Raw genomic sequence first — 21751 nt, forward strand, 5'->3', positions numbered from 1 at the left:
CACCCGCACCGTCATCGACGGCGACGGCCGCCGCGCTATCAAGAACCTCGCGGACGCCGCCGCCGACACCAGCGCGGTGGCCAAGGACGCGCGCGTCATGATCGGCGCGCTTCAGGCCCCCGCCGGCGAGTTCGCAACCCAGGGCCTGCCCCAGATCACCGCTGCGGTGGTCCAGCTCCAGAGTGCGGCGGAATCCCTTGAACGTCTGACCAATGAACTGCAATCCAGCCCGACCGGGGCGCTCAACAAGCCCGCCGGCAAGGAACTGAAGGTGCCCAAATGAGCGGACGCGTCCACGCTCGGAACGCCCTGGTTCTCGCCGCCGCCTTGGCGCTGGCCGGCTGCGTCACCCTGCTGCCCAAGGCCGATCCGGTGACACTCTACCGGTTTGGCGCCGCCCCGGTTGAGGCCACGGCGGCCGCTGAAGCCGGTGTGCGTATCGGGATCGTCCGGGCGCCAACCCTTTTTCAACGCGAATCCGCCGGCGACCAGCTTCTCACCGTGAGCGGCGACAAGGTCGCCTACATGGCCGATGCCCGCTGGGTCGCGCCTGCGCCGGTGCTTTGGGATCAGGCCGTGGCCGCGGCGTTTGACGGCGCACCCTCGATCCGCCTGGTGGGCCGAGGCGACCCGGCCCCCGCAACCTACAGTCTTCGCCTGGAAGTCCGGTCCTTCGAGACCCGCTACGAGCGTGGTTCCAAGGCGGCGCCGGTCGTGCTGGTCCGCGTTCGCGCCGTGCTCACTCCGGCCCGCGACCGGACCGGGGTGGTCGAAACCCTGATCGAAGCCCGCGCGCCCGCCGCCGGAAACCGCATCAGCGCCATCATCCCGGCCTACGACAAAGCCGTCGGCGACGCGCTGGGTCAGATCACCGGCTGGGTGGCGGATCAGGCGAAGGGGAGCTGAACCGCTGCCAAGATCCGTCTTGGCCCGGACAAGCCGGGCCATGACGGGTGTGGTCTAGATTGGGACCCTACAATCCCGCCTGGCGTTTCGCCGCGGTCACGGTGTTGGACAGCAAGACCGCCACGGTCATCGGTCCGACCCCATTCGGCACCGGGGTGATCCATCCGGCCACCTCTCGCGCGGTCTTGAAATCCACGTCGCCGACCACCTTGGTCTTGCCCTGGGCGGCCTTCTCCGGGTCGTCGAACGGCACGCGGTTGATGCCCACGTCGATCACGCAAGCGCCAGGTCGGATCCAGTCGCCCTTGATCATCCGCTGGCGCCCCACCGCCGCCACCAGGATCTCCGCCTCGCGGCACAGGTCGGACAGATCGCGCGTCCGAGAATGCGCCATGGTCACGGTGCAGTCCGCCGCCAGCAGCAGCTGTGATATCGGCTTGCCGACCAGCAGTGAGCGCCCCACCACCACGGCCCGCTTGCCGGAAAGCTCCGGCAGGGTCCGCTTGAGCAGGATCATGCAGCCCATGGGCGTGCAGGCGACCAGCGCGGGCAGCCCAGCGACCAGTCGGCCGGCGTTGGTCACCGTCAGGCCGTCGACGTCCTTGTCGGGATCGAGCGTCGCGATCACCCGGCTCTCATCCAGATGCGCCGGCAGGGGCAACTGCACCAGCACGCCGTGGATCTCCGGGTCGGCGTTCAGCCGCGCGACCAGCGCCTCCAAATCACCCTGCGATGTCTCCGTCGGCAACCGATGGGTCACCGAGTGCATGCCCGCCGCCAGCGCCTGCTCGCCCTTGGAGCGCACATAGATCTGGCTCGCCGGATCCTCGCCCACCAGCACGACCGCCAGCCCGGGCTTCAGGCCCCTGGCCGCAAGCGCCGCGACCTCTTCGGTCACTTCCGCCCGCAGGCGCTCGGCATGGGCCTTGCCGTCGATGATCTCCGCGCTCATGGCCGCTCGCTACCCGTCGCCGCCCTCGCGCGCAACCGCAGCCAGCACGCCACTGCCCAAACGTGAGAGCCCCGGTTGAGATGCGTGATGGCTTCGAGTGGTTCCAGCCACGCCAGTTCGTGGTCGGCCTCGATGTGAAGACCCGGGTCCTCGCCGACAATGCGACCGGCGAAGAACTGTCCGCGCGTGTTCCGCACCACGCCGTCGTGATGCAGGAAGTAGTGATCCGCCGCGACGAACGGCTCCGGATCGGCCTTGAACACCAGCCCGGCCTCTTCACCGCATTCGCGGATCGCCGCATCGCGCGCGCTTTCGCCAGGATCGATCCCGCCGCCCGGCAGGTGCAGCAAAACGCCTCGCCCCGCCCACGGCACACGCACCACCGCGATGCGGCCGTCACGCTCCGCCACGACGAAAGCCGCCGGCCGATCCGGACAGTCGCCTTCCGGCCGTTCGCCAAACTGCGGAACCGGCATCAGTCGATCGAGTAGAGCGCCGGGTAGGGATCGACCTTGCCCGCGATCACATCCTTCACACTTATCGGCCGCCAACCCACCTGCCGATCCAGGCTGGCCCGCCAGGCCTCGACGATCAGATCGCGGAACTCCGACGCGCCCACGGCCAGCCGCTCCGAAGCGAACGCCTTGCCTCGCCAGTCCCCTGGAGTCAGGCCGCCTGCCTTCTCCAGTTCGTAGAACGGGATCACCTGCCGCTCCGAGGCGATCAGATAGCTGGTCACCCGGTCGGTGACGTTTCCCGTCACCCTGAGCGGCGCCATCCGGGACGCCACCATCTCGGGCCGGACATTGTCGCGCACGAACTCGCTCTCGAAGGGTCCGTGAATCCTGGCCCGGGTATAACCCTTGGGGTTGGGATAGTTGTCCGCCCAGCCGTTGTAGTGCACGCTCACATGCAGCGGCTGGCTGCCATCCCCGACCAGATGCGCCAGGTCCCCCAGGTTCTCCATTAGCAGGTGCTCACGACGCGCGAGGTCGGAACGGAACCACGCCCGGTTCGCCCGCCAGTTCGGATTCGCGATCGCGGCGGTCAGCACCCGCCAGTAGGCGAAGTCGGTGGTCAGCTGCTGCATCCGATCCAGGATCGCATAGGGCAGATACCCGCCCTTCCACTGGTCGAGGTTGGCGGCCCGAAGTTGGGTCTCGTAGTCCGCCCGGGTCGCCGCCAGCGGCAGGAACGGCGGCCCGCCGAGGATGCGGCCGTTCTCGTCCAGGTCTATGAAATGCGCGGCGTCGCGGTCGTGGCCATGGAGCCGACCCGATCCCTTGGAGCGGTCCATCTCCCGCGCCAGCTCGCCCATCTCGATGACGGCGCGCTGGGTGCGCAGAAACGCCGGAACCTCGGCGGGAAGCGCCCGTATCGCCGCCTGTCCCTGCATCCGATGGCCCGCGCCGCCCCAGGCCCACAACTGGCTCGGAAGGGCGGCAATCAGCACCGCGACGATCAAGGGGGAGAGACGCGACATTCCTTCCCTCTCGCACGGCGCAAAGGCCTGCTCAACCGATCTTCAGCGCCTGTTCAACCCGCCCGATCCAGGCGCGGATCGCCGGATGGTTTTCGAGCGTGAACCCACCCTCGTGGCTCATCCGCGTGTAGGCCACCAGGGCGACGTCGGCGAGGCTCACCGCCCCGCCCACCAGGAAGGGCGAGGCCTCAAGCGCGGCCTCCATGCGCCCCAGCGCCGCCCAGCCCCGCGTCACCAGCCCGGGATCGAGATCCGACACAGCCTGACCCTGATAGACCACCCGGAACCGCGCCACTGCGATGTAGGGCTCATGGCTGTACTGCTCCCAGAACATCCACTCCAGCATCCGCGCCCGATCATAGGCGTCGGCCGGAACCAGATGCGAACCCTCCGCCAGATGCAGGATGATGGCGTTTGACTGGGCCAGCGGTCGACCGTCATCCAGCACCACCATCGGAACCTGTCCGGATGGATTCAGCGCCAGGAACTCCGGCGTCCGGGATTCGCCCTTCTGAATGTCGACTTCAATCCACTCGAACGGCCGGCCCAGCGCCTCGGCCGTCCACTTCACCTTGAGGCAGTTGCCGGAAATGCTGTCGCCGTAGATCTTCATGGGCGGATCGTTCACCGCAGTCCCGCCGCCCCGCAAGCGCCAGTCCACGGAATCCGGCCTCAATCCACTCTGGACTGACCTAACGGCGGGCGCCGGACAATCCGCCCCAACGCTCGTAATGGGCCTGTTGCGCAAGGAACCCCGAAGGATGCCCGAAGCTTTCATCATCGACGCCGTCCGCACGCCGCGCGGCATCGGCAAGGTCGGCAAGGGCGCCCTCGCCGATCATCACCCGCAGCACCTTGGAGCCACCGTCCTTGCGGCGCTGGCCGAGCGCAACAGCCTCAAGACCGCCGACGTCGACGACATCATCTGGGGCACCAGCTCTCAGCGCGGCAAGCAGGGCGGCGATATGGGCCGCATGGCCGCGCTCGACGCCGGCTACGACATCAAGGCCTCGGGCGTCACGCTGGACCGGTACTGCGGCTCGGGCATCACGGCCGTCAACCTCGCCGCGGCCCAGATCATGTCGGGCATGGAAGACCTGGTCATCGCCGGCGGCTGCGAGATGATGTCCTACACGTCCTCCTCGGCGCCGCCGCGCAACCCGGACGACGGCCCGCCGCTGATGGATTCGGGCAATCTGCGCCTGCGCGCCAAGCACCCGCAGAGCCATCAGGGCATCTGCGGCGACGCCATCGCCACGATGGAGGGCATCAGCCGCGCCGACCTCGATGCGCTGGCCCTGGTCAGCCAGCAGCGCGCCGCCAAGGCCATCGCCGAGGGCGCATTCAAGCGCGCCTTGGTGCCGGTCTACCGTGAGGACGGCACGCTGGCGCTCGACCACGAGGAATTCCCCCGGCCGCAGACCACCGCCGAGGGCCTCGCCTCGCTCAAGCCGTCGTTCGAAGCCATGGCCAATGTGCCGCTCGACGCCAAGGGCACCACCTTCGCCGGCCTGATCAACCAGAAGTACCCAGACCTGAAGATCCAGCACTTCCACCACGCCGGAAACTCCTCCGGCGTGGTCGACGGCTCTGGCGCGGTGCTGCTGGCGTCGGCGGAGTACGCCCGTAAGAACGGCCTGACGCCCCGCGCCCGCGTGGTGGCCATGGCCAATGTCGGCGATTGCCCGACCCTGATGCTCAACGCCCCTGTGCCGGCGGCCCGCAAGGTCCTGGCCAAGGCCGGCCTGACCATCGACGACATCGACCTGTTCGAGATCAACGAGGCCTTCTCGGTCGTCGCCGAGAAGTTCATCCGCGACCTCAAGCTCGACCGCGAAAAGGTCAATGTGAACGGCGGCGCCATGGCGCTTGGTCACCCCATCGGCGCGACCGGCGCCATGCTGATCGGCACCATCGTTGACGAGTTGGAGCGCCGGGGTCTGCGGCGCGGCCTGGTCACCATGTGCGCCGCCGGCGGCATGGCTCCGGCCATCATCGTCGAGCGCGTCTGATCATGACGCTGTCCCGCCAGCGCCGCTTCGTCACGCCGGGCCCCGGCGAAACGATCGAGGCGCTGGCGGCCCGCGCGCTCCCGGATCAGCCGGTGGCCGAGGCGGTCGACGCCATCAGGAGCTGGAACCTCCACATCTTCGCCATGCGCCGGCCGCCGGGCCTGCTGCTGGGTTCGGATGTGGTGTTCGTCGAGCCGCCCGCACGGTGACCGACGAAGCCGTCATCGTCGGCGCTGACATCGTCGCCGGTCATGACGGCTCAGCCGAGTTGGTCGTTCGACTGCTGCATCCGGACGGATCGGAGCATCCGGTGCTGCTGGACGAGGATACGGGTCTGAAACTGATGGAGGCCTGCGGGGCGTCGAGCCTCGAAGACCTCTACGGCCAGTCCTGGCGGCGCATCGTGCCGACAGGCTGAACAACCGGAGGCAAAGCGCATGTTCGACCTGATCGTGAAAGGTGGCCGTATCGTCGACGGCACCGGGGCCACGGCCTTCGCGGGCGATGTCGCCATCCAGGACGGCCGCATCGTGGCGGTCGGCAAGGTCGAGGGCCAGGCCCGCCGGGTCATCGACGCCAAGGGCCGGGTCGTGGCGCCGGGCTTCATCGATCCGCATACCCACTTCGACGTCCAGCTTTTGTGGGACGGCGCCGCCCGTCCGGCGCTGGAGCATGGCGTCACCTGCGTGGTGCCGGGCAACTGCTCGCTCTCCCTCGCCCCTCTCAAGGCCGCCGACCGTCCGGCCGTGGTCGGCATGTTCCAGCAGATCGAGGAAATGCCGCCCGAAGCCTTCACCACCGCCTTCGCGTGGACCTGGGAAGATTTCGCCGGCTACCGCGCCGCCCTGGAGAAGGGGCTGTCGATCAACGTCGCCCCGCTGGTCGGCCACAGCGTGATCCGCCTGTTCGTCATGGGCCCCGCCTCCCAGGAACGCGCCGCGACGCCTGAAGAGATCGCCGCCATGCAGGAGCTGCTGCGCGAGTGCCTTGAGGCCGGCGCCGTCGGTCTCTCGACCAGCTTCGTCGACCTGGACGCCCACGGCCGCCCGGTGCCCAGCCGCTTCGCCCAGTTCGAAGAGCTCGACGCCCTCTGTGCGGTGCTGGGGGAGTTCGACCGCATGCTGCAGGTGGTGCCCGAGTTCTACGCCACCGACATCACCATCGCCCGGATCGATCAGCTCGCCGAGCTCAGCCTCAAGCACAAGATCCCCACCACCTTCTCGCCGCTGTTCGACACCTCCGCCGTGCCCGACAATGCGCCCCGCGCGATTGCGCGTGTCGAAGAGCAAATGGCCCGGGGCGCCCGTGTCTGGCCGCAGATGCAGACCCGGCCCATCGACATCTCCTTCAGCCTGCTGCGCCCCAGCCTGTTCTTCGCCCGCCTGCCCCGCTGGGTGCGCATCCTGCGCCAGCCGCTGGATCAGCGCCTGGCCGCGCTCCGCGATCCCGAAACCGTCGAGAAGATGGTCGCCGACTGCGGCCCCGATGAAGGCGAACAGATGATGGGCCGGCTGGTGGTGCGTGGCGGCGACGCCGCCCCCGCCGATCTGGTCGGCAAGACTCTCTCGCAGGTGGCCCGTGAACGCGGCGAGACCCCGGCCCGGGCGCTGATAGCGCTCTCGCTGGAAAACGGCCTCGACGTCGCCTTCCTCTCCGCCAGCCAGGGCCACCAGCTTACCGACAAGATCGGCCCCATGCTGGCCAATCCCCTGGTCCACATCGGCGCCAGCGACGGCGGCGCGCACCTGGCCTCGTTCTCCACCTACGGCGACACCGGCTATCTGTTCAGCGAGTTCGTCCGCAAAGGCGGCCACCTCACCCTCGAACAGGCGGTGAAGAAGATCACCTCCGACACCGCCGACATCTGGGGCCTCAAGGACCGCGGCCGGCTCGTCCCAGGGGCGCACGCCGACCTCGTCATCTTCGACCCCGACACCATCGACCGCGGCGACGAAGTCCCCGCCTTCGACATGCCCGGCGACGGCATGCGCTACATCCGGGCCGCCCGGGGCGTCGACACCGTGGTGGTCAATGGCGAGGTGGCCTACGAGGCGGGAGCTTACACCGAGGCGAAATCCGGCGTGGTCTGCGTCTGAATCTTCGCCCCCACCGTCCGCTGCGCGCTCGGGGATGACCAGACTCTAGTCCTCCCCCATCGGGGGAGGGGGACCACGCGACGCGTGGTGGAGGGGGCTTCCGCCCCTAAGACGCCAACAGCTTCGCCGTCTCGGGATACTGCTTGGCCAGCCGGTCAGCGGCGGCCCTCAGCGAACTGATCGCCTCATCCACCTCGCTGCGCTGGGCTTCCAGCTCGGCGATGCGGGTCTGGAAGATGCGCAGGGCCTCGGCGTTCTGCGCCGCCTCGCCGTCCTCGTCATAGGCTTCCAGGATGTCGCGGATCTGAGCGATGGAGAGGCCGACGCGCCGACCGCGCAGGATCAGCTGCAGCCGCGCCCGGTCCTTGTAGGAATAGACCCGCGCCGTCTCCCGCCGCCCGGGCGAGAGCAGGCCCTGCTCCTCATAGAACCGCAGGGCGCGCGGCGTCGCGCCGAACTCGCGGCAGAGCTGGGTGATCGAATAGGTCCGGTAAGGCGGCCGCCGCAGGCCAAGGCCGATGGTCATGGCTGTTCTCCCTCAAAGCCCCAATTCTCTTTCAAAGCCCGAGCACGAGCCGGGCGATGATATCCCTCTGGATCTCGTTGGAGCCGCCATAGATCGAGGCGGCCCGGTTGTTCAGATAGCGCGGCATGGCCACAAGCCCGGCCTCCGGTCCCACGGGCGGGATGTTGGAGCCCGCCGCCCGCGCCTCCGGCTGGTCCACCGCGGCATAGGCCCCAAGCGCCGCCACCGAGATCTCGTCCAGGCGCTGCATCGCCTCGGTGCCGTTGATCTTCAACATCGAGGAAGCCGGTCCAGGCGCCCCGCCCGCCGACAGCGCCGCCAGCACCCGACGCTCCGACATATCGATAGCGGTGACCGCGATCTCCGCCTCGACCACGCGTCGCCGGTGCGCCGCATCCTCGCCGAAGGCGTCGCGCGCGACGCGATCCGCCCGATCGAGTCCCACCTTGAGCCCCGGCGCCGAGCCCCCGCCCCGTTCGAACTCCAAGAGATACTTGGCCACCGTCCAGCCCTGGTTCTCCGGCCCGATGCGGTTCGTCTGCGGCACGCGCACGCCGTCGAAGAACACCTGGTTCACCTCGTGCTCGCCGGCCAGGGTGATGATCGGCTTCACCTCGATGCCGGGCGTCGCCATGTCGAGCAACAGGAAGGTGATGCCCGCCTGCGGCTTGCCGCCCGCATCGGTCCGCACGAGGCAGAACATGCGGTTGGCGTGGTGCGCGTGGGTGGTCCAGATCTTGGAGCCGGTCAGCACATAGTCGTCGCCGTCGCGCTCGGCCTTGAGTTGCAGCGACGCTAGGTCTGAGCCCGAGCCCGGCTCGGAATAGCCCTGACACCAGTAGTCCTCGCCCGACAGGATGCGCGGCAGGTAGTGCGCCTTCTGCTCGGGCGTGCCGTAGCCCATGATAACGGGGCCCACCATCTTCAGACCCATCGGCGACAACCCCGGCGCGCTGGCCCGGGCGCACTCAGCCGCGAAGATCGCCCGCTGCGCCTCATTCCAGCCTGGCCCGCCATATTCCTTCGGCCAGGCCGGCGCCGCCCACCCTTGCGCATGCAGGATCCGCTGCCAGACCAGGCTGTGTCGCGGCTCACAGAACACGCTGGTCAGCCTCGCGCCCGCCTCGCGCAGCTCGGGCGTCAGGTTCTCATCCAGAAACGCGCGAACCTCCGCCTGGAACGCGAGATCGTCGGGTGTGAGCTCAAGGTCCATGGGTCTAGCTTGCCGTACACGTCAACCTTCGACAAGCTGCCGATAGGTGACCCTCGCGAGGCCGCTCCCCTCTCCCTCCTCCGTCCTGGCCCCGACAAGCCGGGCCCTGACGTTGAAGTTCGTGGGGACGGAGCCAGCAGCAGGGCTCCCTACCCCGGCCGCCCGTCGTTGATGCGGTAGAAGATGCCGCTCTCGTCCTGCCCGCCCAGGCGCAGCGTCCCGCTGATCACCTTCACCCGGTAGTCGAAGCCCAGCCCGACCGGCGAGCGCACCTCGATGAACTGCATGGGGTTGGGGTTCAGGTGATAGGGGCAGTCCGGCGGATAGGCCAACAGCACGAAGTGCTTCTGCAACGTGCCGGTCTCCAGCGGCATCATGTAGCCCGCCACCTTCACGGCCTTGCCGTCCAGCGCCCGAACGCCCGGCGGAAACACCGGCTTGGAGCGAATGAAGCCCTTGGCGTCGGTCCGGGTGATCTCCCGCGTCGACTCCAGCAGCGACCAGGCGATCCCGCCGGGCGGGGTGTCGGCCGGCTTCCATACCGCCTCGGTCGGCGCGGCCGGGCGCGGCTGGCGCTGCATTGCGGCCATCGCGGGTGTGGCGACGAGGCCGAGAGCTGAGAGCGCGAGGGTGCGTCGATCAAGCAAGGTCACGTGGCTCCTCATCGGGCGTTGGCGAGGGTGGCGGCGATATCCACCCTAAAGACCCGCAGGGCCGGAATTAGGGCGGCGATCCCGCCCGCCGCAAGGGCGCCCCCGACGATCCAGAGCTCGGCCGTCAGGAACCGCCAGGGGTCGATGCCCACATCTCTCAGCGTGCCGAAGGTCGCCACCGCTCCGGCCGTTGCCAAATGGCCCAGGATCACCCCGATCAGCGCGCCGGCCGCGGCCAGGATCAGTCCCTCCGCCAGCACCTGCCCGAAAATCGCCCGAGGCGTCGCGCCCATGACCCGCAGCATCGCCATGTCGCCTTCGCGCTGCCGCAGCGCCGTGTAGAGCGCCACGAAGATCGAGAGCGCGCCGGTCGCCATCATCAGCCCGGCCAGGGCGCGAGCGCCCTCCACGCCGACGCCCAGCAAGGCCAGCAGCCGGGTAGTCTCCACCGCCGGAACCGCCGCCTGCAGCTGGGTCTGGCGATTGATGAAGGCCGGCAGCCGCACCGCCGCCAGGGCCGATCGATAGCTGACCAGGATCGCCGTCACCTCAGGCGCCATTTTGCCCTGTTGCAGGCTGGCGTTGGCCGGCGCGTGATCATGCTCATGATCATGGTCGTGCGCATGGGCCTCTTCGTCGTGGTCATGCGCCTCGCCCTCCCCGTGCGCGATGCCGTGGACGTCCCAGACGCTTTCCACCGAGGTCAGAATCAGTCGGTCGATCACCGAGCCCGTGGGCTTTAGGATCCCAACCACCTGGAACGGCCGCTCATCGTGCGCCGCGCCGCCGTCGTCGCCGCCCAGGCCGTGCGACCCGACAAACTTTTGGCCCAACCCCGCGCCGGTGCGCCGGGCCACCTCCGCTCCGATAACCGCCTCGCCCGACGCCGCCCAGACCCGGCCCTTGGCGGGGCTTGCACCGAAGTGATCCAGATAGGCGGGCTCCGTTCCCACGATCCGGTAGCCTTCGAAATTGTCCCCCAGCGCCAGCGGGATGGCCTTGGCCACCGTGGGGTCAGCGCGCAGCATCTCCACCGTTTCCAGCGGCACGTTCCCGGTCGGAACGTCCACGTGATAGACGCTCGACAGGATCAGTTGCAGCGGCGAACCCTTGGCCCCGACCATCAGGTCCACGCCCCGCGCATCCCGCTCAAACCGCTCGCCCAGTTGGGTCGAGACCAGCAGCAGGATCACCATGGTGGCCACCGCCAGCGCCAGGATCAGCACGTTCAGCGCCGTGTTCAGCGCGCGATCCCGCAGATAGGCCAAGGTGAGCCCCGCGAGCGTCATGCCGCGAGCTCCAGGGTGTGCGCAAAACGATCCCGGATGCGCCGGTCGTGGGTTGCGATCACCAGGGTCGAGCCCTGCGCCGCCGCGCTCTCCAGCAGCAGGTCGACCATGGTCGTCGCGTTGGCGTCATCCAACGCCGAGGTCGGCTCGTCGGCCACCAGCAGCTTCGGCCGCGCCGCGAGCGCCCGGGCGATCGCGGCCCGCTGACCCTCGCCCTGACTGAGTTCGCGGGGCCGCGCATCGGCGCGGTGGGCAAGGCCCACCCGCGCGATCAACGTCGCGGCCTCCGCCGCGTCCGACCGTCCGCGCGCCAGGGTCTGGGCCAGAGACAGGTTCTGCCGCAAGGTGAGAGCCGGGATCAGCCGCAGAGTCTGAAACACCATGCCGATGGTCTCGCGGCGCAAAGCGTCCCGCGCCGCCGGATTCGCCCCCGACATGCTGCGACCATCGATCCGCACCTCGCCCGCCGTCGGCGTGATCAGGCCGGTCAGGATGTTGATCAGCGTCGTCTTGCCGCTTCCCGAGGGGCCAAGCAGCAGAAGATGCGCACCCGCATCAACCGTCAGGTCGGGAAGGTCGAGGACGGTCCGTTCACCGAGCCGGTGAACGATCCCGCGCGCTTCGATCAGCATCGGACGCCGTACTGGTTTGGCCGGAAAGCGCCGCCACCTGAGTCGCATTGGGGGCGGGCGCATCGGACCTGATATCGAAACGGGCTAGGAAGTTCGCCCGCGCCTCGGCCATCGCCTTCTCACGTTCGGCGGCGATCGCCGCCTGCCGCGCCACGACCTCCTCATAGGAAAGGTCGCTCTCATAGCCGGAGAACAGGCCGAAACCTTCGTGGAAGTCGCAGGCCGCCGCCGGCCCCGCAACCATCACCCCTGCCACCGCCAAGATCGCCAGCCGCCGCATCGCGGGCCTCCGAGTTCGATGCGGCACCATAACGCGTCCCCCGCCGCCCGCAAAGTGCCGGGTCTCCCAAACCCTTCCCCGCACCACCCCGACCCCTTGTCGCTGAGTCTGAGGCTCGGGCATGCGCTCGCACACCTTCCGGCGGTGCAGACCGAAACGGGGTGCGGGCGGCCGGACTCGAACCGGCACTCCGTAACCAGATGCGGATTTTAAGTCCGCTGCGTCTACCAATTCCGCCACGCCCGCGCCCAGGAACTGCCTAACCGCCCTGCGCGTTCGCGTCCATGTGACTTGCTGCGGCAACCCGTCCCGCTGGTTCGGCGCGGCGAACCGAGGCACTATGCGAGACATCACAACAGGAGGACGCCATGGCCCGCCGCACAACTCTCGCCGCGCTTGCCGCGCTCGCGCTCGCCGCCCCCGGCGCCGCCCAGGCCCAGAGCTTCGGCCTGGGCTCCCTGTTCTCCTGTGACGCCTCGGGCAGCGCCAACACCACCGGCGCCGTCGTCGGCGGGCTGGTCGGCGCCCTGGCCGGCAGTCAGGTCAGCAAGGAAAACCGCGCGCTGGGCGCCGCCATCGGGGCGGGCCTCGGCGCAGCGCTCGGCAACAACATCGGTTGTCGGATGGACCGCAAGAGCCAGCAGGACGCCCAGGCCGCCTTCGAACGCGCGCTGGAGACCGGCCGCGCACAGTCCTGGTCCGATCCCGCCACCGGCGCCTCGGGCCGCATCGAGGTGCTGGGCCCGGTCAATGTGTCGACCGGCGGATCAAGCATGTCGACGGCCCGTTGGCGGTACGCCGAGGGCGTCAGCCCGGCCGCCCGGGTAAGCACGCAGGGCGGGTCCTTCGCCGCCGCCAACCGCATCAACATGCGCGCGGCGCCCAACGCCAACGCCCCGGTCATCGATCGTCTGCAGGCCGGCGAGCAGTTCCAGGTCGCAGGCGCCGTCGCCGACGGCTGGCTGGCGGTCACGGAGAGCGGCCTGATCCAGGGCTATGTCGCTCGCAGCGTCGTCCGCCAGGTCGGCGGGACCACGATGGCGTCCAACAGCGGCGGCGAGTGCAAGCGCGTCCGCCAGACTTTCACAGAACGCGGCCAGCCCACCTACTCGGAAACCTACAACGCCTGCCGCAGCGCCGAAGGCGGCTGGCGACTCACCACGGTCTGAGCCGGATCAGGCGGCCCGTTCGCGGGCTGCCGCCACCGGCCAGGGATCCACCGTCACCCGGCGCATGTGCCGTCGCTGGCCCGGATAGTCGTTCAGCGCGTAGTGCCAGACTGAGCGATTGTCCCAGAACGCCACCGCCCCTTTGGTCCAGGCGAAGCGGCAGGTGAAGGCCTCGCTCCGGCAATGGTCGAACAGGAACTGGAGCAGCGGCCGGGATTCGCGCGCTTTCCAGCCCTCGAATCGCATCGTGAAGGCCGGATTCACATAGAGCGCCTTCCGCCCGCTCTCCGGGTGGGTCAACACCACGGGGTGGACATATTCGCCCACATAGCCGTCGGCCTCGGCCACCTTCATGGAGCCGCGCTTCTGGGCCGAATGCCCGCCCGAGGCGTACTCCCGCGCCGCCGAATGTACAGCCGACAGCCCCTCCAGCGTCGCCTGCATCGCAGGTGAGAGGGCCTCGAAGGCGGCCGCCTGGCTGGCGAACAGGGTGTCGCCGCCCCACTCCGGCACCTGGATCGCGTGCAGGATCGACCCGATCGCCGGCGTCTTCAAAAAGCTCATGTCGGAGTGCCAGCCGCCGCCGAAGTTGGACTTGTCGGACGGCTCCTTGATGATCTCCATCACCTCGGGATGGCCATCCATGCCCGACACATAGGGGTGGATGTTCAACGGCCCGAACCGCCGGCCCAGCGCCACTTGCCGCGTGGGACTCAGATCCTGGTCGCGGAAGAAGATCACCTGGTGCTCGACCAGCGCCGCGCGGATCGCCGCGATGGTCGCGTCCGGCAAATCCTGGGCCAGGTCCACGCCGCCGATCTCGGCCCCCAGCGCGCCGGCTGTCCGGCGAATCTCAATCTGGCCCATATCGCCTCCCATCGCTTGTTGCCGCTAGACTAGCCTCAAACCCGGAGACGACGCGAGATGGCTGGCTTCGATCTGGACCGCGCCCTGGCTGAGATGAACGACCAGGGGTTCACCGTGATCCCCGACTTCATGGATGCGGCGACCCTGGCTGAGGTCCGCGCAGGCCTCGAACCTTTCCTCGGCGCGCACCTCGGCCGTAACGCCTTCGAGGGCTTTTCGACCGAGCGGGTCTACACCCTCGTGGCGCGCGGTGGGGTCTTCGAGCGACTGACCGAAGAACCGCGCTTGATGGAGATCCTCTCCCGCGTCCTGCTGCCCGACTTCCTGCTCACCGCCAGCCAGGCGATCTCCATCCGCCCCGGCGAGACGGCCCAGAGCCTGCACACCGACGACGGCTTCTATCGCCTGCCCCGCCCACGCCCGGCTGTCAGCTACAGCATCATCGCCGCCGTCGACCCGTTCACGGCCGAGAACGGGGCCACTGAGGTGATCCCCGGCAGCCACCGTTGGGGGGATCCCGGCGCGCCCGGCCGACTGGCCACCCATGCCGAGATGGAGCCCTTGCTGGTTCCGATGGAGATCCCCGCCGGCGCGGCGGTGGTGTTCCCCGGCACGCTGGTGCATCGCGGCGGCGCCAACCGCACCGACCGCCCTCGCCTCGCCTTCACCAACCAGTATTGCCAGCCCTGGGCCCGCACCCAGGAGAACTTCTACCTGGGCGTCCCCCGCGAGCAGGTTCGCGCCATGTCGCCCCGCCTGCAAACCCTGCTCGGCTACGGCCTGCACCCCACCTTCATGGGCATGGTCAGCTCCGTGCATCCGCTGAAGGCGCTTGAGCCCGGCTGGGTTCCGCCGGTGGTGGCGCAACGGCCCGACCGCTTCTGACCCAAGGAGAGGCTTTACTCACGCTGGGGCGCCGGCCCGCCATAGGCGCAGGAGAACTCTCATGGCCGATGAACCGATCCTTTTGACCGACAGCCCCGCACCCGGCGTCCGGCGACTGACCCTGAACCGCCCGGACAAGCGCAACGCCCTCTCGAACGCCCTGCGCGGCGAACTGTTCGCCGCCCTGGAAGCCGCCGACAAGGACCCGGACGTGCGGGTGATCATCCTGCGCGGCGCCGGCAAGTGCTTTTCATCGGGCTACGACCTGGCGGGCGTCGGCGAACTGCCTTTCCACACCGCCGGCGCCCAGGGACAATGGGCGCGCCACGTGGTCGAGGGCTGCTTCCGGATGTGGGACCTCGCCAAGCCGATCATCGCCCAGGTTCACGGCTGGTGCCTCGCGGGCGGCTCAGAACTCGCCTTCGCCTGCGACCTTGTCTACATCGCCGAAGACGCTCAGGTCGGCTACCCGGCCGTTCGCACCATGAGTTCGCCCGACAACCAGTTCTACCCCTGGCTGATGGGCATGCGTTCAGCCATGGAGCTGATGCTCACCGGCGACAGCATCAACGGCGTCGAGGCGGCGCAATTGGGCTTCGCCAACCGCGCCTATCCGCTGGACGCGCTGGAGCCCGCCGTGACCGCCATGGCCGAGCGGATCGCCAAGGTCGACCCCGAGCTGGCCCAGCTGAACAAGCGGCTCGTTCACCGCCAGATGGAGGCCATGGGGATGCGCGCCGGCCTGCGCGCGGGCACCGAGCTCCACGCGCTCGGCTGGCACACCAAGGCCAGCCGCGAGTTCATGGCCCAGATGCGCGGCGGCGTGAAACAGGCCCTCAACACCCGCGACTCCACATTCGGCGACTACCGGACGAAGGAGGGGTAGGGCCGGTCAGCCCCTACCCCAAATTCCGCCGGAACAGGCTGAACAGCCGCGCCCAGTGCCGCTCGGCGGCCGGCTTGTCGTAGACCGCGCGCTGCGGGAAGGCGAAGCCGTGGTGGACGCCGCGATAGATCTCCACCTCGGCGCGCGCGCCGTCGGCCTTGAGCGCCTCCTCCAGCGCCGCCACCGTCTCCAGCGGAGCCCAGGTGTCGTGCTCGGCGCAGGCGAAATAGAGCTCGGCGTCGGTCGCCTGGGCCACGCGATGGGGGCTGTCAGGCCCATCGGTGACCAGTTGCACGCCATAGAGCGAGGCGGCGCAGGCGATCCGCGAGAAGCGCGCCGCGGCGTTGATGGCGTACTGGCCGCTCATGCAGTAGCCGATGGCGCCCGCCGCGCCGGGTTTGGCCGCCGGGTCGGTGTCGGCAAAGGCGATCAGCCCCTCGGTGTCGCTCATCACCATCGGGATATCGATCGAGCCCATCAGGTCGAACATCCGCGCCCGCGCCTGATCCTCCGGCAAGGGCGGCAGGTCGCCGAGCTCCATCACCCCGCGCCGATAGTAGAGGTTGGGCAGCATCACATAGTAGCCGACGCTGGCGATGCGCCGCGCCATGTCGCGCAACTCCTCGCGGATCGCCGGCGCGTCCATGAAGAACAGGATCAGCGGGTGTGGCCCTTCCCTCTGCGGATGGACGATGAAGGTGGTGGTCCGCCCGTCTCGGGTCGGAATGTCGATCGTGCGTTCGAGCATGAGGTCTCCTCCTCGCTCCCCTTCGTCCGCTTCGCGGCCACCTCCCCCGATTCGGCGCTGGCGCGCCTGGGGGAGGACCAAGGACCTTGTGCTCCCCCTCCGGGGGAGCTGTCGCAAAGCGACTGAGGGGGCTTTCCTCTAAACCAGCGCCGAGGGCTTCAGCCCCATTTCTTCCAGGAACGGTCCCGCATGGTCGATGCGGCCGGTCATCACCTTCGGGTCGCCCTTGCAGAGCTGATAGGTCGCCTCGGCGATGTACTCGATGGGCTGCACCCGATCCTTGGTCTGCTCGTTGATCAGCCCGTGCACCGCAACGCCGGGCGTATCCACCAGCCCCGGCGAGATCACGTTGACCGCCACATTGTCGTCGAACACCTCCGACGCCAGACCCGTGGTGAACCGCTCCAGCGCCGCCTTGCACATGCCATAGACCGTGCCGCCCGAGCGGCGGACATAGGGCTGCTTGGGATGAAACGCCGCGCCGGACGAGATATTGACGATCCAGCCCTGCTTGCGCTCCCGCATCGAGGGCAGCACCAGCTGGCAGAGGTGCATCGGCGCCCAGACCTGCACCTCCATCATCAGGTCAAAGCGCTTCTTGGGGAACGTCTCCACCGGGATGAAGAAGGTTACCGCCGCATCGTTCACCAGGATGTCCAGCGGGCCATAGGCGGCGGTCGCCTCCGCGATCAGCCGCTCGCGCTCCGCCTCGCTGGAGAGGTCGGCCTTGACCGCCACCGCCTCGCCGCCCGCCGCCCGGATGCGCTCGACCGTATGGGCCAGGGTGCCTGGAAGCTTGCTCTCCCCGTCAGCCGCGGTCCGCGCCGACACCACCACCTTCGCGCCCTCCATCGCCAGCCTGACCGCGATCGCCTCGCCGATCCCGCGGCTGGCGCCGGTCACCAGCGCCGTCTTGCCCCGCAAGGTCCCGTTCGGATTCACCCGCGTCATACCCGCCTCCCATACCGTTCTTTCCGTTATCCGCACGCTCGCGCGCCCGGAGCCGGAAGGCAAGAGAGAGCCCCTCGGTCAGTTATGCTGAGGGGGAGCGCGAGAGCGCCATTGTCCTCCCCCATCGGGGGAGGGGGACCGCCCCCGGACGTGTTCCGGGGGCGGTGGAGGGGGCCAGCCCCTCGCCGCCTAAGCCGCCTTGGCCAGCTGCTGTTTCACCCGCTCGGCCAGGGTCTTGATGTCGATGGGCTTGGGCAGGAAGGTCACGTCGCGCTCGCCTTCCAGCAGGTCGGAGAACTCGCTCTCCGCATAGCCCGAGATGAACATCACCGGCGCGTCGCCCAGATAGCCGCGCGCCTGCTTGAGCAGCTCGGGCCCCTGCATGCCCGGCATCACCACGTCGGAGATCATCAGGTCGATCTGGCCGGCGTGCGCCTCGGCGATCTCCAGCGCCTCTTCCCCGCTGGCCGCCTCCATCACCTCATAGCCGCGCGCCCGCAGCAGCTTGGCCGCAACGCCCCGCACCGCGTCCTCGTCCTCCACGAACAGGATGCGCCCGGCCCCCGACAGGTCCCGCGCGACGGGTCGGCGGGGCGCGACCACCGTAGGCGCCGGAGCCTGCTCGACGCCCTCCGGCGTCAGATAAACCGGCAGGAAGATCCGGAACGCCGCGCCTTCGCCCGGCTGCGAGACCACCGCGATCCAGCCGTCCGATTGCTTGACGATGCCGTAGACCGTGGCGAGCCCCAGGCCCGTGCCCTCGCCCACCGGCTTGGTGGTGAAGAAGGGGTCGAAGATCTTGCTGATCACCTCGGCTGGAATGCCCGGCCCGTCGTCGGAAACCTCCACCATCGCCTGCGGGACGGCGGCGGTGGGATAGCCGAGCGCCCGCGCCTCCTCGGCCGATACGCGCGCCGTGCGAATGCGAATCTCGCCGCCGCCATGGCTCCGGATGGCGTCCCGGGCGTTGACCACCAGGTTCATCACCGCGGTGTCCAGCTGCGACCGGTCCGCCCGAACCCGCGGCAGGTCGCGGCCATAGTCGGTCTTGAGCTTGATCGCCTCGGGCAAAAGCCGCCGAAGCAGCACCTCCGACTCGCTGATCATCTCACCGACATCGAGGCTTTCGCGCTGGACGGTCTGCTTGCGGGAAAACGCCAGCAGCTTGCGCACCAGATCGGCCGCCCGCATCGAGGTCTGCTTGATCTCGTTCAGCCCCTCATACGAAGGGTCGCCTACCGGATGGCGGCTCGCCAGCACATCAAGCTGCATCAGGATCGCGGTCAGCAGATTGTTGAAGTCATGGGCCACGCCGCCGGCGAGCTGGCCGATCGCCTGCATCTTCTGGCTCTGCGCGAGCTGCAGCTCGATCTGCTTCTGCTCCGAGACATCGACCAAATAGGCGACCCAGCGGTCGCCGGTCTGGGTCAGATAGAGGTGTGCGATGCGGGTCGGATCGCGCGCGAGGTGAACTTCCAGGGGCGCATGTCCGGCGTTGGCCTCCGCGAGCCGCGCGCTGGCCTCCGCCAGGCTCTTGGGCGTGATCAACGCGCCGAATACCTGACCCGCCTCGCCGCCGCCGGCCAGATCGGACAGGGCCGCGTTCGACTGGACGATCACCGCGCTGAAGGGATCCGGACCTTCCAGCAACGCTGCGCCAAACGGAGAGGCGGCGGCGAAGGCGTCCAGGACCTTGGGCGGCGGCGCCTTGGCCCCCGCGACCGCATTCAAAACTTCCAGCGCGCCCGCCGGCAACGCCAGAGCCTTGTCGCTGCGTCCGGGCAGTCGCACCAGAAAGCGCCGTCCGCCGAGCGGTGAGACCAGCGCCTCTCGGACGCCTTCCCGGGTCTTAAGCTCGGCGCGGCCCAGCTCGCCCCGCCGCGCCACGGCCAGCGCCGCAAAGAGCCCCGACGCCGCCGAACCCGACTTCGGCAGGCGCGGCGCGGCGCCCATGGCCGCACGCCAGGCTGTGTTGGCCGCCGAGATGCGGCCGTCCGCCCCCACCACCGTCGCCGGCTCATCCAGTGCGTTCAGAAACGTCTCGGCGCCCTGGTCGGTGTCCGACGGGGCCTCGACGGGCCCTCGCAGCACGAAGAGCCCTATGCAGGCCACGCCCGCCAACCCGATGAGCAGAAGGGCGCTGGCCAGCGAGTCGATCGGCTCGTTCAGCAGCGGCGCGCCGGCGAACACAACCGCCAACAGGAAGAACAGCACCGCAAGCGCGATGATCGGGTCCACACGGCGGGTTCGGGTCGGTGGCTCGGCCATGTTCGGGCTCAGCGCTTCCGGCGAATCGTTAAACTGCATTCTGTCACAGACGCTTCAAATCAGAGAGGTTTCGCCGGACGGCGGCGTTGCTGGGCGGCGTTCAGGATAAAGCCGATGACCTTGGCCACCGCCTCGTAGTGCGCCGGCGGGATCATCTCGTCGAGGTCCACCGCCGCATACAGCGCGCGGGCCAACGGCGGGTCTTCCACCACCGGAACGCCGGCTTCCTCGGCCACGGACCTGATCTTGAGCGCCAGCGCGTCGAGCCCTTTGGCCACGCAGACCGGCGCCCCGGACTCGCCCTGCTCGTATTTCAGCGCGACGGCATAGTGCGTCGGGTTCATCACCACCACTGTGGCGGTGGGCACCGCCTGCATCATCCGGCGACGCGCGCGCTCATGGCGAATCTGACGCTGTCGAGCCTTCACGTGCGGGTCGCCGTCGGTCTGCTTGAAGTCTTCCTTCAGTTCCTGCGGGGTCATGCGGTTGCGCACCAGGAACCGCTGGCGCTGCCAGAGCCAGTCACCGGCGGCGATCACCAGGCTGAGCGCCGCGACCGCGAACACCAGTCGCTTCAGGATTTCCATCGTGAACGGGAGTATCGCCGCCGGCTCCAGCGCCGCCAGATTCTGGAACTTGGCCGCATAGGGCTCAATGATCCACCAGGTCAGAACGCCGATGATCACCACCTTCACCAGGCTCTTGCCGAACTGCATCAGGCCATCGGGCCCGAAGAGACGCACAAAGCCCTTGTCGAGCGCGATCTTGGAAAGCTCGGGCTTCACCTTGTCCGGAACCACATGCCAGCCGGTCTGGATCAGGCTCGCTCCGCCGCCGGCGATCATCGCCGCCGCCATCACCAGGACCAGCGTCGGGGCTGAAGCGGCCAGGGCGTGCTTGAAGACCTCGACGCCGCCGGCGCCCTCCAGCGTCATGCTCTGGGGGCGTGCGAGGAACGGCAACAGCTGGAAGGCCATCTGTTGGGCGAGCCAGCCGCCGGCCACCAGTATGACGCCGCCGGTCGCCGCCAAGGTTGCGAACGACGGAAGGTCGAGCGTCTTGATCGCGTCGCCCTTTTCCCGCGCCTGATCAAGCTTTCGCGGGGTGGCCTCTTCTGTCTTTGATTCACGATCTGGCGCTTCGCTCATGGCGTGGCGAAAGCCCCTGTGAGTTCACGGAAGCGATCCACCCACACCAGACCCAGCACCCCCAGGCTCAGCGCGAAGATCGCCAGGCCGAGGAGCACGTTCAGCGGCGTGGCGATAAAGAACACCTGGAACTGCGGCATGACCCGCCCGACCAGGCCCGTGGCGACGTTGAACACCAGCGAGAACACCACCACCGGCGCCGCCAGCTGCAGCCCCAGCCCAAAACTCCGGCCCAGCGTCTCAAGCGCCAGTTGCCCGGCGTCGGCCACCGGCACATTGCGGGAGAACGGAAACAGATCATGCGACTGGACAATGGCCGTCAGAAAAAGGTGATCGAGGTCTGTTGCGAAGACCAGCACAATTCCGATCAAGCCAAGGAAGGTGCCGATGGTCGTCGACGGCTGGGCCTGCATCGGGTTGGCGGTCTGCGCGAACCCGAGCGTCGTCTGCAACGCGACGATCTCACCCGCCGTAGCCAGCGAGTTCATGAACAGCCGAAGGATCGCGCCGATCATCAGCCCGATCAACAACTCGCGGATGACCGCCAGCCCCAGATCACCCGCGCCCGTCGGCAACGGCGGAACGGCCGGCCCGATGGTCGGATACATCATCAACGCGAGGGCCAACGCGAAACTCAGCCGGATACGCGGCGGCACGAAGGTCTCCCCGACGCCCGGCAACAGCATCACGACCGCTCCCAGCCTCGCGAAGACGAGGCCGGCGGCATAGACCTGCTGGGCTGTCGCATAGTCTTCCATGGCGCGGGCGCTCCGCCCGTTCCGACCTG

General features: G+C 68.7%; 24 protein-coding genes, 1 tRNA gene and 1 pseudogene. 9 read left to right on the plus strand and 17 right to left on the minus strand.

All coding sequences use genetic code 11. The annotated features are described in order from the left end of the window. Both ACIQ3R_RS01240 and ACIQ3R_RS01245 read left to right on the plus strand, forming a co-directional pair. Nucleotides 1-283, plus strand: a pseudogene (locus tag ACIQ3R_RS01240) (MCE family protein); the annotation flags it as partial. Further along, nucleotides 280-906 carry an ABC-type transport auxiliary lipoprotein family protein gene (locus tag ACIQ3R_RS01245; RefSeq protein ID WP_397414165.1) on the plus strand — a complete coding sequence of 209 codons (627 nt, stop codon included), beginning with the start codon at nt 280-282 and terminating at the stop codon, nt 904-906. The pseudogene ACIQ3R_RS01240 and the gene ACIQ3R_RS01245, both read left to right, overlap by 4 nt. 67 nt (nt 907-973) lie before the next feature. On the opposite strand, the gene folD is transcribed toward ACIQ3R_RS01245, so the two are convergent. Genes folD through ACIQ3R_RS01265 form a run of 4 tightly spaced genes read right to left on the minus strand, consistent with a single transcriptional unit; the run spans nt 974 to nt 3954 of the window. Beyond that, nucleotides 974-1858, minus strand: a complete 885-nt coding sequence (folD, locus tag ACIQ3R_RS01250; protein WP_397414167.1) for a bifunctional methylenetetrahydrofolate dehydrogenase/methenyltetrahydrofolate cyclohydrolase FolD — start codon at nt 1856-1858, stop codon at nt 974-976. After that, nucleotides 1855-2334, minus strand: a complete 480-nt coding sequence (locus ACIQ3R_RS01255; protein WP_397414169.1) for an NUDIX domain-containing protein — start codon at nt 2332-2334, stop codon at nt 1855-1857. Before ACIQ3R_RS01255 ends, folD begins: the two co-directional genes overlap by 4 nt. Next, complete coding sequence (locus ACIQ3R_RS01260) at nt 2334-3341, minus strand: S1/P1 Nuclease (protein WP_397414171.1); 1008 nt, start codon at nt 3339-3341, stop codon at nt 2334-2336. Before ACIQ3R_RS01260 ends, ACIQ3R_RS01255 begins: the two co-directional genes overlap by 1 nt. Before the next feature lie 31 nt (nt 3342-3372). Beyond that, complete coding sequence (locus tag ACIQ3R_RS01265) at nt 3373-3954, minus strand: glutathione S-transferase family protein (protein ID WP_397414174.1); 582 nt, start codon at nt 3952-3954, stop codon at nt 3373-3375. A gap of 148 nt (nt 3955-4102) precedes the next feature. Here ACIQ3R_RS01265 and ACIQ3R_RS01270 point away from each other — a divergent pair, with 148 nt between their 5' ends. From ACIQ3R_RS01270 to ACIQ3R_RS01285, 4 genes are read left to right on the plus strand one after another with little or no spacing between them, the layout of a single operon-like run. After that, the gene (locus tag ACIQ3R_RS01270) at nt 4103-5353 is read left to right on the plus strand and encodes an acetyl-CoA C-acetyltransferase (protein ID WP_397414176.1); all 1251 of its coding nucleotides are present in this window, start codon (nt 4103-4105) and stop codon (nt 5351-5353) included. A 2-nt stretch (nt 5354-5355) separates the two neighbouring features. Continuing rightward, complete coding sequence (locus ACIQ3R_RS01275; RefSeq protein WP_397414178.1) at nt 5356-5562, plus strand: hypothetical protein; 207 nt, start codon at nt 5356-5358, stop codon at nt 5560-5562. Continuing rightward, nucleotides 5559-5771 carry a hypothetical protein gene (locus ACIQ3R_RS01280; protein WP_397414180.1) on the plus strand — a complete coding sequence of 71 codons (213 nt, stop codon included), beginning with the start codon at nt 5559-5561 and terminating at the stop codon, nt 5769-5771. Before ACIQ3R_RS01275 ends, ACIQ3R_RS01280 begins: the two co-directional genes overlap by 4 nt. 19 nt (nt 5772-5790) lie before the next feature. Continuing rightward, nucleotides 5791-7449: an amidohydrolase family protein gene (locus ACIQ3R_RS01285; protein WP_397414182.1), complete on the plus strand. Its 1659-nt coding sequence runs from the start codon at nt 5791-5793 to the stop codon at nt 7447-7449. Nucleotides 7450-7555: 106 nt separating this feature from the next. Here ACIQ3R_RS01285 and ACIQ3R_RS01290 read toward each other — a convergent pair whose 3' ends face one another. The 7 genes from ACIQ3R_RS01290 to ACIQ3R_RS01320 form a co-directional block, all read right to left on the minus strand. Continuing rightward, a complete protein-coding gene (locus ACIQ3R_RS01290) occupies nt 7556-7975 on the minus strand; it encodes a MerR family DNA-binding transcriptional regulator (protein ID WP_397414184.1) in 420 nt (139 codons plus the stop codon). A gap of 31 nt (nt 7976-8006) precedes the next feature. Then, nucleotides 8007-9188, minus strand: a complete 1182-nt coding sequence (locus ACIQ3R_RS01295) for an acyl-CoA dehydrogenase family protein (protein ID WP_397414186.1) — start codon at nt 9186-9188, stop codon at nt 8007-8009. Nucleotides 9189-9337: 149 nt separating this feature from the next. Continuing rightward, entirely contained in the window at nt 9338-9841 is a 504-nt protein-coding gene (locus tag ACIQ3R_RS01300) for a DUF3299 domain-containing protein (protein WP_397414188.1), read from the minus strand. A gap of 8 nt (nt 9842-9849) precedes the next feature. Then, nucleotides 9850-11130: an ABC transporter permease gene (locus tag ACIQ3R_RS01305; protein ID WP_397414190.1), complete on the minus strand. Its 1281-nt coding sequence runs from the start codon at nt 11128-11130 to the stop codon at nt 9850-9852. After that, nucleotides 11127-11762 carry an ABC transporter ATP-binding protein gene (locus ACIQ3R_RS01310; protein WP_397414192.1) on the minus strand — a complete coding sequence of 212 codons (636 nt, stop codon included), beginning with the start codon at nt 11760-11762 and terminating at the stop codon, nt 11127-11129. Before ACIQ3R_RS01310 ends, ACIQ3R_RS01305 begins: the two co-directional genes overlap by 4 nt. Beyond that, on the minus strand, nt 11722-12042 hold the full coding sequence (locus ACIQ3R_RS01315) for a hypothetical protein (RefSeq protein WP_397414194.1): 321 nt from the start codon (nt 12040-12042) through the stop codon (nt 11722-11724). Before ACIQ3R_RS01315 ends, ACIQ3R_RS01310 begins: the two co-directional genes overlap by 41 nt. Nucleotides 12043-12204: 162 nt before the next feature. Continuing rightward, a tRNA-Leu gene (locus ACIQ3R_RS01320) sits at nt 12205-12288 on the minus strand. A gap of 122 nt (nt 12289-12410) precedes the next feature. On the opposite strand from ACIQ3R_RS01320, the gene ACIQ3R_RS01325 reads away from it, so the two are divergent. Next, nucleotides 12411-13211 carry a glycine zipper domain-containing protein gene (locus ACIQ3R_RS01325; RefSeq protein ID WP_397414197.1) on the plus strand — a complete coding sequence of 267 codons (801 nt, stop codon included), beginning with the start codon at nt 12411-12413 and terminating at the stop codon, nt 13209-13211. 6 nt (nt 13212-13217) lie between these two features. Here ACIQ3R_RS01325 and ACIQ3R_RS01330 read toward each other — a convergent pair whose 3' ends face one another. Then, nucleotides 13218-14078 carry a TauD/TfdA dioxygenase family protein gene (locus ACIQ3R_RS01330; RefSeq protein ID WP_397414199.1) on the minus strand — a complete coding sequence of 287 codons (861 nt, stop codon included), beginning with the start codon at nt 14076-14078 and terminating at the stop codon, nt 13218-13220. A gap of 57 nt (nt 14079-14135) precedes the next feature. Here ACIQ3R_RS01330 and ACIQ3R_RS01335 point away from each other — a divergent pair, with 57 nt between their 5' ends. Both ACIQ3R_RS01335 and ACIQ3R_RS01340 read left to right on the plus strand, forming a co-directional pair. Continuing rightward, nucleotides 14136-14963 carry a phytanoyl-CoA dioxygenase family protein gene (locus tag ACIQ3R_RS01335; RefSeq protein WP_397414201.1) on the plus strand — a complete coding sequence of 276 codons (828 nt, stop codon included), beginning with the start codon at nt 14136-14138 and terminating at the stop codon, nt 14961-14963. A gap of 61 nt (nt 14964-15024) precedes the next feature. Next, the gene (locus ACIQ3R_RS01340; protein WP_397414203.1) at nt 15025-15849 is read left to right on the plus strand and encodes an enoyl-CoA hydratase-related protein; all 825 of its coding nucleotides are present in this window, start codon (nt 15025-15027) and stop codon (nt 15847-15849) included. A 13-nt stretch (nt 15850-15862) separates the two neighbouring features. On the opposite strand, the gene ACIQ3R_RS01345 is transcribed toward ACIQ3R_RS01340, so the two are convergent. From ACIQ3R_RS01345 to fliR, 5 genes are all read right to left on the minus strand, one after another. Then, complete coding sequence (locus ACIQ3R_RS01345; protein ID WP_397414206.1) at nt 15863-16597, minus strand: dienelactone hydrolase family protein; 735 nt, start codon at nt 16595-16597, stop codon at nt 15863-15865. Nucleotides 16598-16735: 138 nt separating this feature from the next. Further along, nucleotides 16736-17548, minus strand: coding sequence for an SDR family NAD(P)-dependent oxidoreductase (locus ACIQ3R_RS01350; protein ID WP_397414208.1), 813 nt, complete (start codon nt 17546-17548; stop codon nt 16736-16738). A 189-nt stretch (nt 17549-17737) separates the two neighbouring features. Next, the gene (gene cckA / locus ACIQ3R_RS01355; protein WP_397414210.1) at nt 17738-19816 is read right to left on the minus strand and encodes a cell cycle histidine kinase CckA; all 2079 of its coding nucleotides are present in this window, start codon (nt 19814-19816) and stop codon (nt 17738-17740) included. A 59-nt stretch (nt 19817-19875) separates the two neighbouring features. After that, nucleotides 19876-20964: a flagellar biosynthesis protein FlhB gene (gene flhB / locus ACIQ3R_RS01360; RefSeq protein ID WP_397414212.1), complete on the minus strand. Its 1089-nt coding sequence runs from the start codon at nt 20962-20964 to the stop codon at nt 19876-19878. Then, entirely contained in the window at nt 20961-21722 is a 762-nt protein-coding gene (gene fliR / locus ACIQ3R_RS01365; protein ID WP_397414215.1) for a flagellar biosynthetic protein FliR, read from the minus strand. Before fliR ends, flhB begins: the two co-directional genes overlap by 4 nt. Between the last annotated feature and the right edge of the window lie 29 nt (nt 21723-21751).

Source organism: Phenylobacterium sp. (assembly GCF_044371015.1).
GTDB lineage: Bacteria > Pseudomonadota > Alphaproteobacteria > Caulobacterales > Caulobacteraceae > Phenylobacterium.

Bases quoted from the DNA above. Each gene is read 5' to 3' on its own strand.
- ACIQ3R_RS01245 (WP_397414165.1), top strand. From the start codon at position 280: ATGAGCGGACGCGTCCACGCTCGGAACGCCCTGGTTCTCGCCGCCGCC.
- folD (WP_397414167.1), bottom strand. From the start codon at position 1,858: ATGAGCGCGGAGATCATCGACGGCAAGGCCCATGCCGAGCGCCTGCGG.
- ACIQ3R_RS01255 (WP_397414169.1), bottom strand. From the start codon at position 2,334: ATGCCGGTTCCGCAGTTTGGCGAACGGCCGGAAGGCGACTGTCCGGAT.
- ACIQ3R_RS01260 (WP_397414171.1), bottom strand. From the start codon at position 3,341: ATGTCGCGTCTCTCCCCCTTGATCGTCGCGGTGCTGATTGCCGCCCTT.
- ACIQ3R_RS01265 (WP_397414174.1), bottom strand. From the start codon at position 3,954: ATGAAGATCTACGGCGACAGCATTTCCGGCAACTGCCTCAAGGTGAAG.
- ACIQ3R_RS01270 (WP_397414176.1), top strand. From the start codon at position 4,103: ATGCCCGAAGCTTTCATCATCGACGCCGTCCGCACGCCGCGCGGCATC.
- ACIQ3R_RS01275 (WP_397414178.1), top strand. From the start codon at position 5,356: ATGACGCTGTCCCGCCAGCGCCGCTTCGTCACGCCGGGCCCCGGCGAA.
- ACIQ3R_RS01285 (WP_397414182.1), top strand. From the start codon at position 5,791: ATGTTCGACCTGATCGTGAAAGGTGGCCGTATCGTCGACGGCACCGGG.
- ACIQ3R_RS01290 (WP_397414184.1), bottom strand. From the start codon at position 7,975: ATGACCATCGGCCTTGGCCTGCGGCGGCCGCCTTACCGGACCTATTCG.
- ACIQ3R_RS01295 (WP_397414186.1), bottom strand. From the start codon at position 9,188: ATGGACCTTGAGCTCACACCCGACGATCTCGCGTTCCAGGCGGAGGTT.
- ACIQ3R_RS01305 (WP_397414190.1), bottom strand. From the start codon at position 11,130: ATGACGCTCGCGGGGCTCACCTTGGCCTATCTGCGGGATCGCGCGCTG.
- ACIQ3R_RS01310 (WP_397414192.1), bottom strand. From the start codon at position 11,762: ATGCTGATCGAAGCGCGCGGGATCGTTCACCGGCTCGGTGAACGGACC.
- ACIQ3R_RS01315 (WP_397414194.1), bottom strand. From the start codon at position 12,042: ATGCGGCGGCTGGCGATCTTGGCGGTGGCAGGGGTGATGGTTGCGGGG.
- ACIQ3R_RS01325 (WP_397414197.1), top strand. From the start codon at position 12,411: ATGGCCCGCCGCACAACTCTCGCCGCGCTTGCCGCGCTCGCGCTCGCC.
- ACIQ3R_RS01330 (WP_397414199.1), bottom strand. From the start codon at position 14,078: ATGGGCCAGATTGAGATTCGCCGGACAGCCGGCGCGCTGGGGGCCGAG.
- ACIQ3R_RS01335 (WP_397414201.1), top strand. From the start codon at position 14,136: ATGGCTGGCTTCGATCTGGACCGCGCCCTGGCTGAGATGAACGACCAG.
- ACIQ3R_RS01340 (WP_397414203.1), top strand. From the start codon at position 15,025: ATGGCCGATGAACCGATCCTTTTGACCGACAGCCCCGCACCCGGCGTC.
- ACIQ3R_RS01345 (WP_397414206.1), bottom strand. From the start codon at position 16,597: ATGCTCGAACGCACGATCGACATTCCGACCCGAGACGGGCGGACCACC.
- ACIQ3R_RS01350 (WP_397414208.1), bottom strand. From the start codon at position 17,548: ATGACGCGGGTGAATCCGAACGGGACCTTGCGGGGCAAGACGGCGCTG.
- cckA (WP_397414210.1), bottom strand. From the start codon at position 19,816: ATGGCCGAGCCACCGACCCGAACCCGCCGTGTGGACCCGATCATCGCG.
- flhB (WP_397414212.1), bottom strand. From the start codon at position 20,964: ATGAGCGAAGCGCCAGATCGTGAATCAAAGACAGAAGAGGCCACCCCG.
- fliR (WP_397414215.1), bottom strand. From the start codon at position 21,722: ATGGAAGACTATGCGACAGCCCAGCAGGTCTATGCCGCCGGCCTCGTC.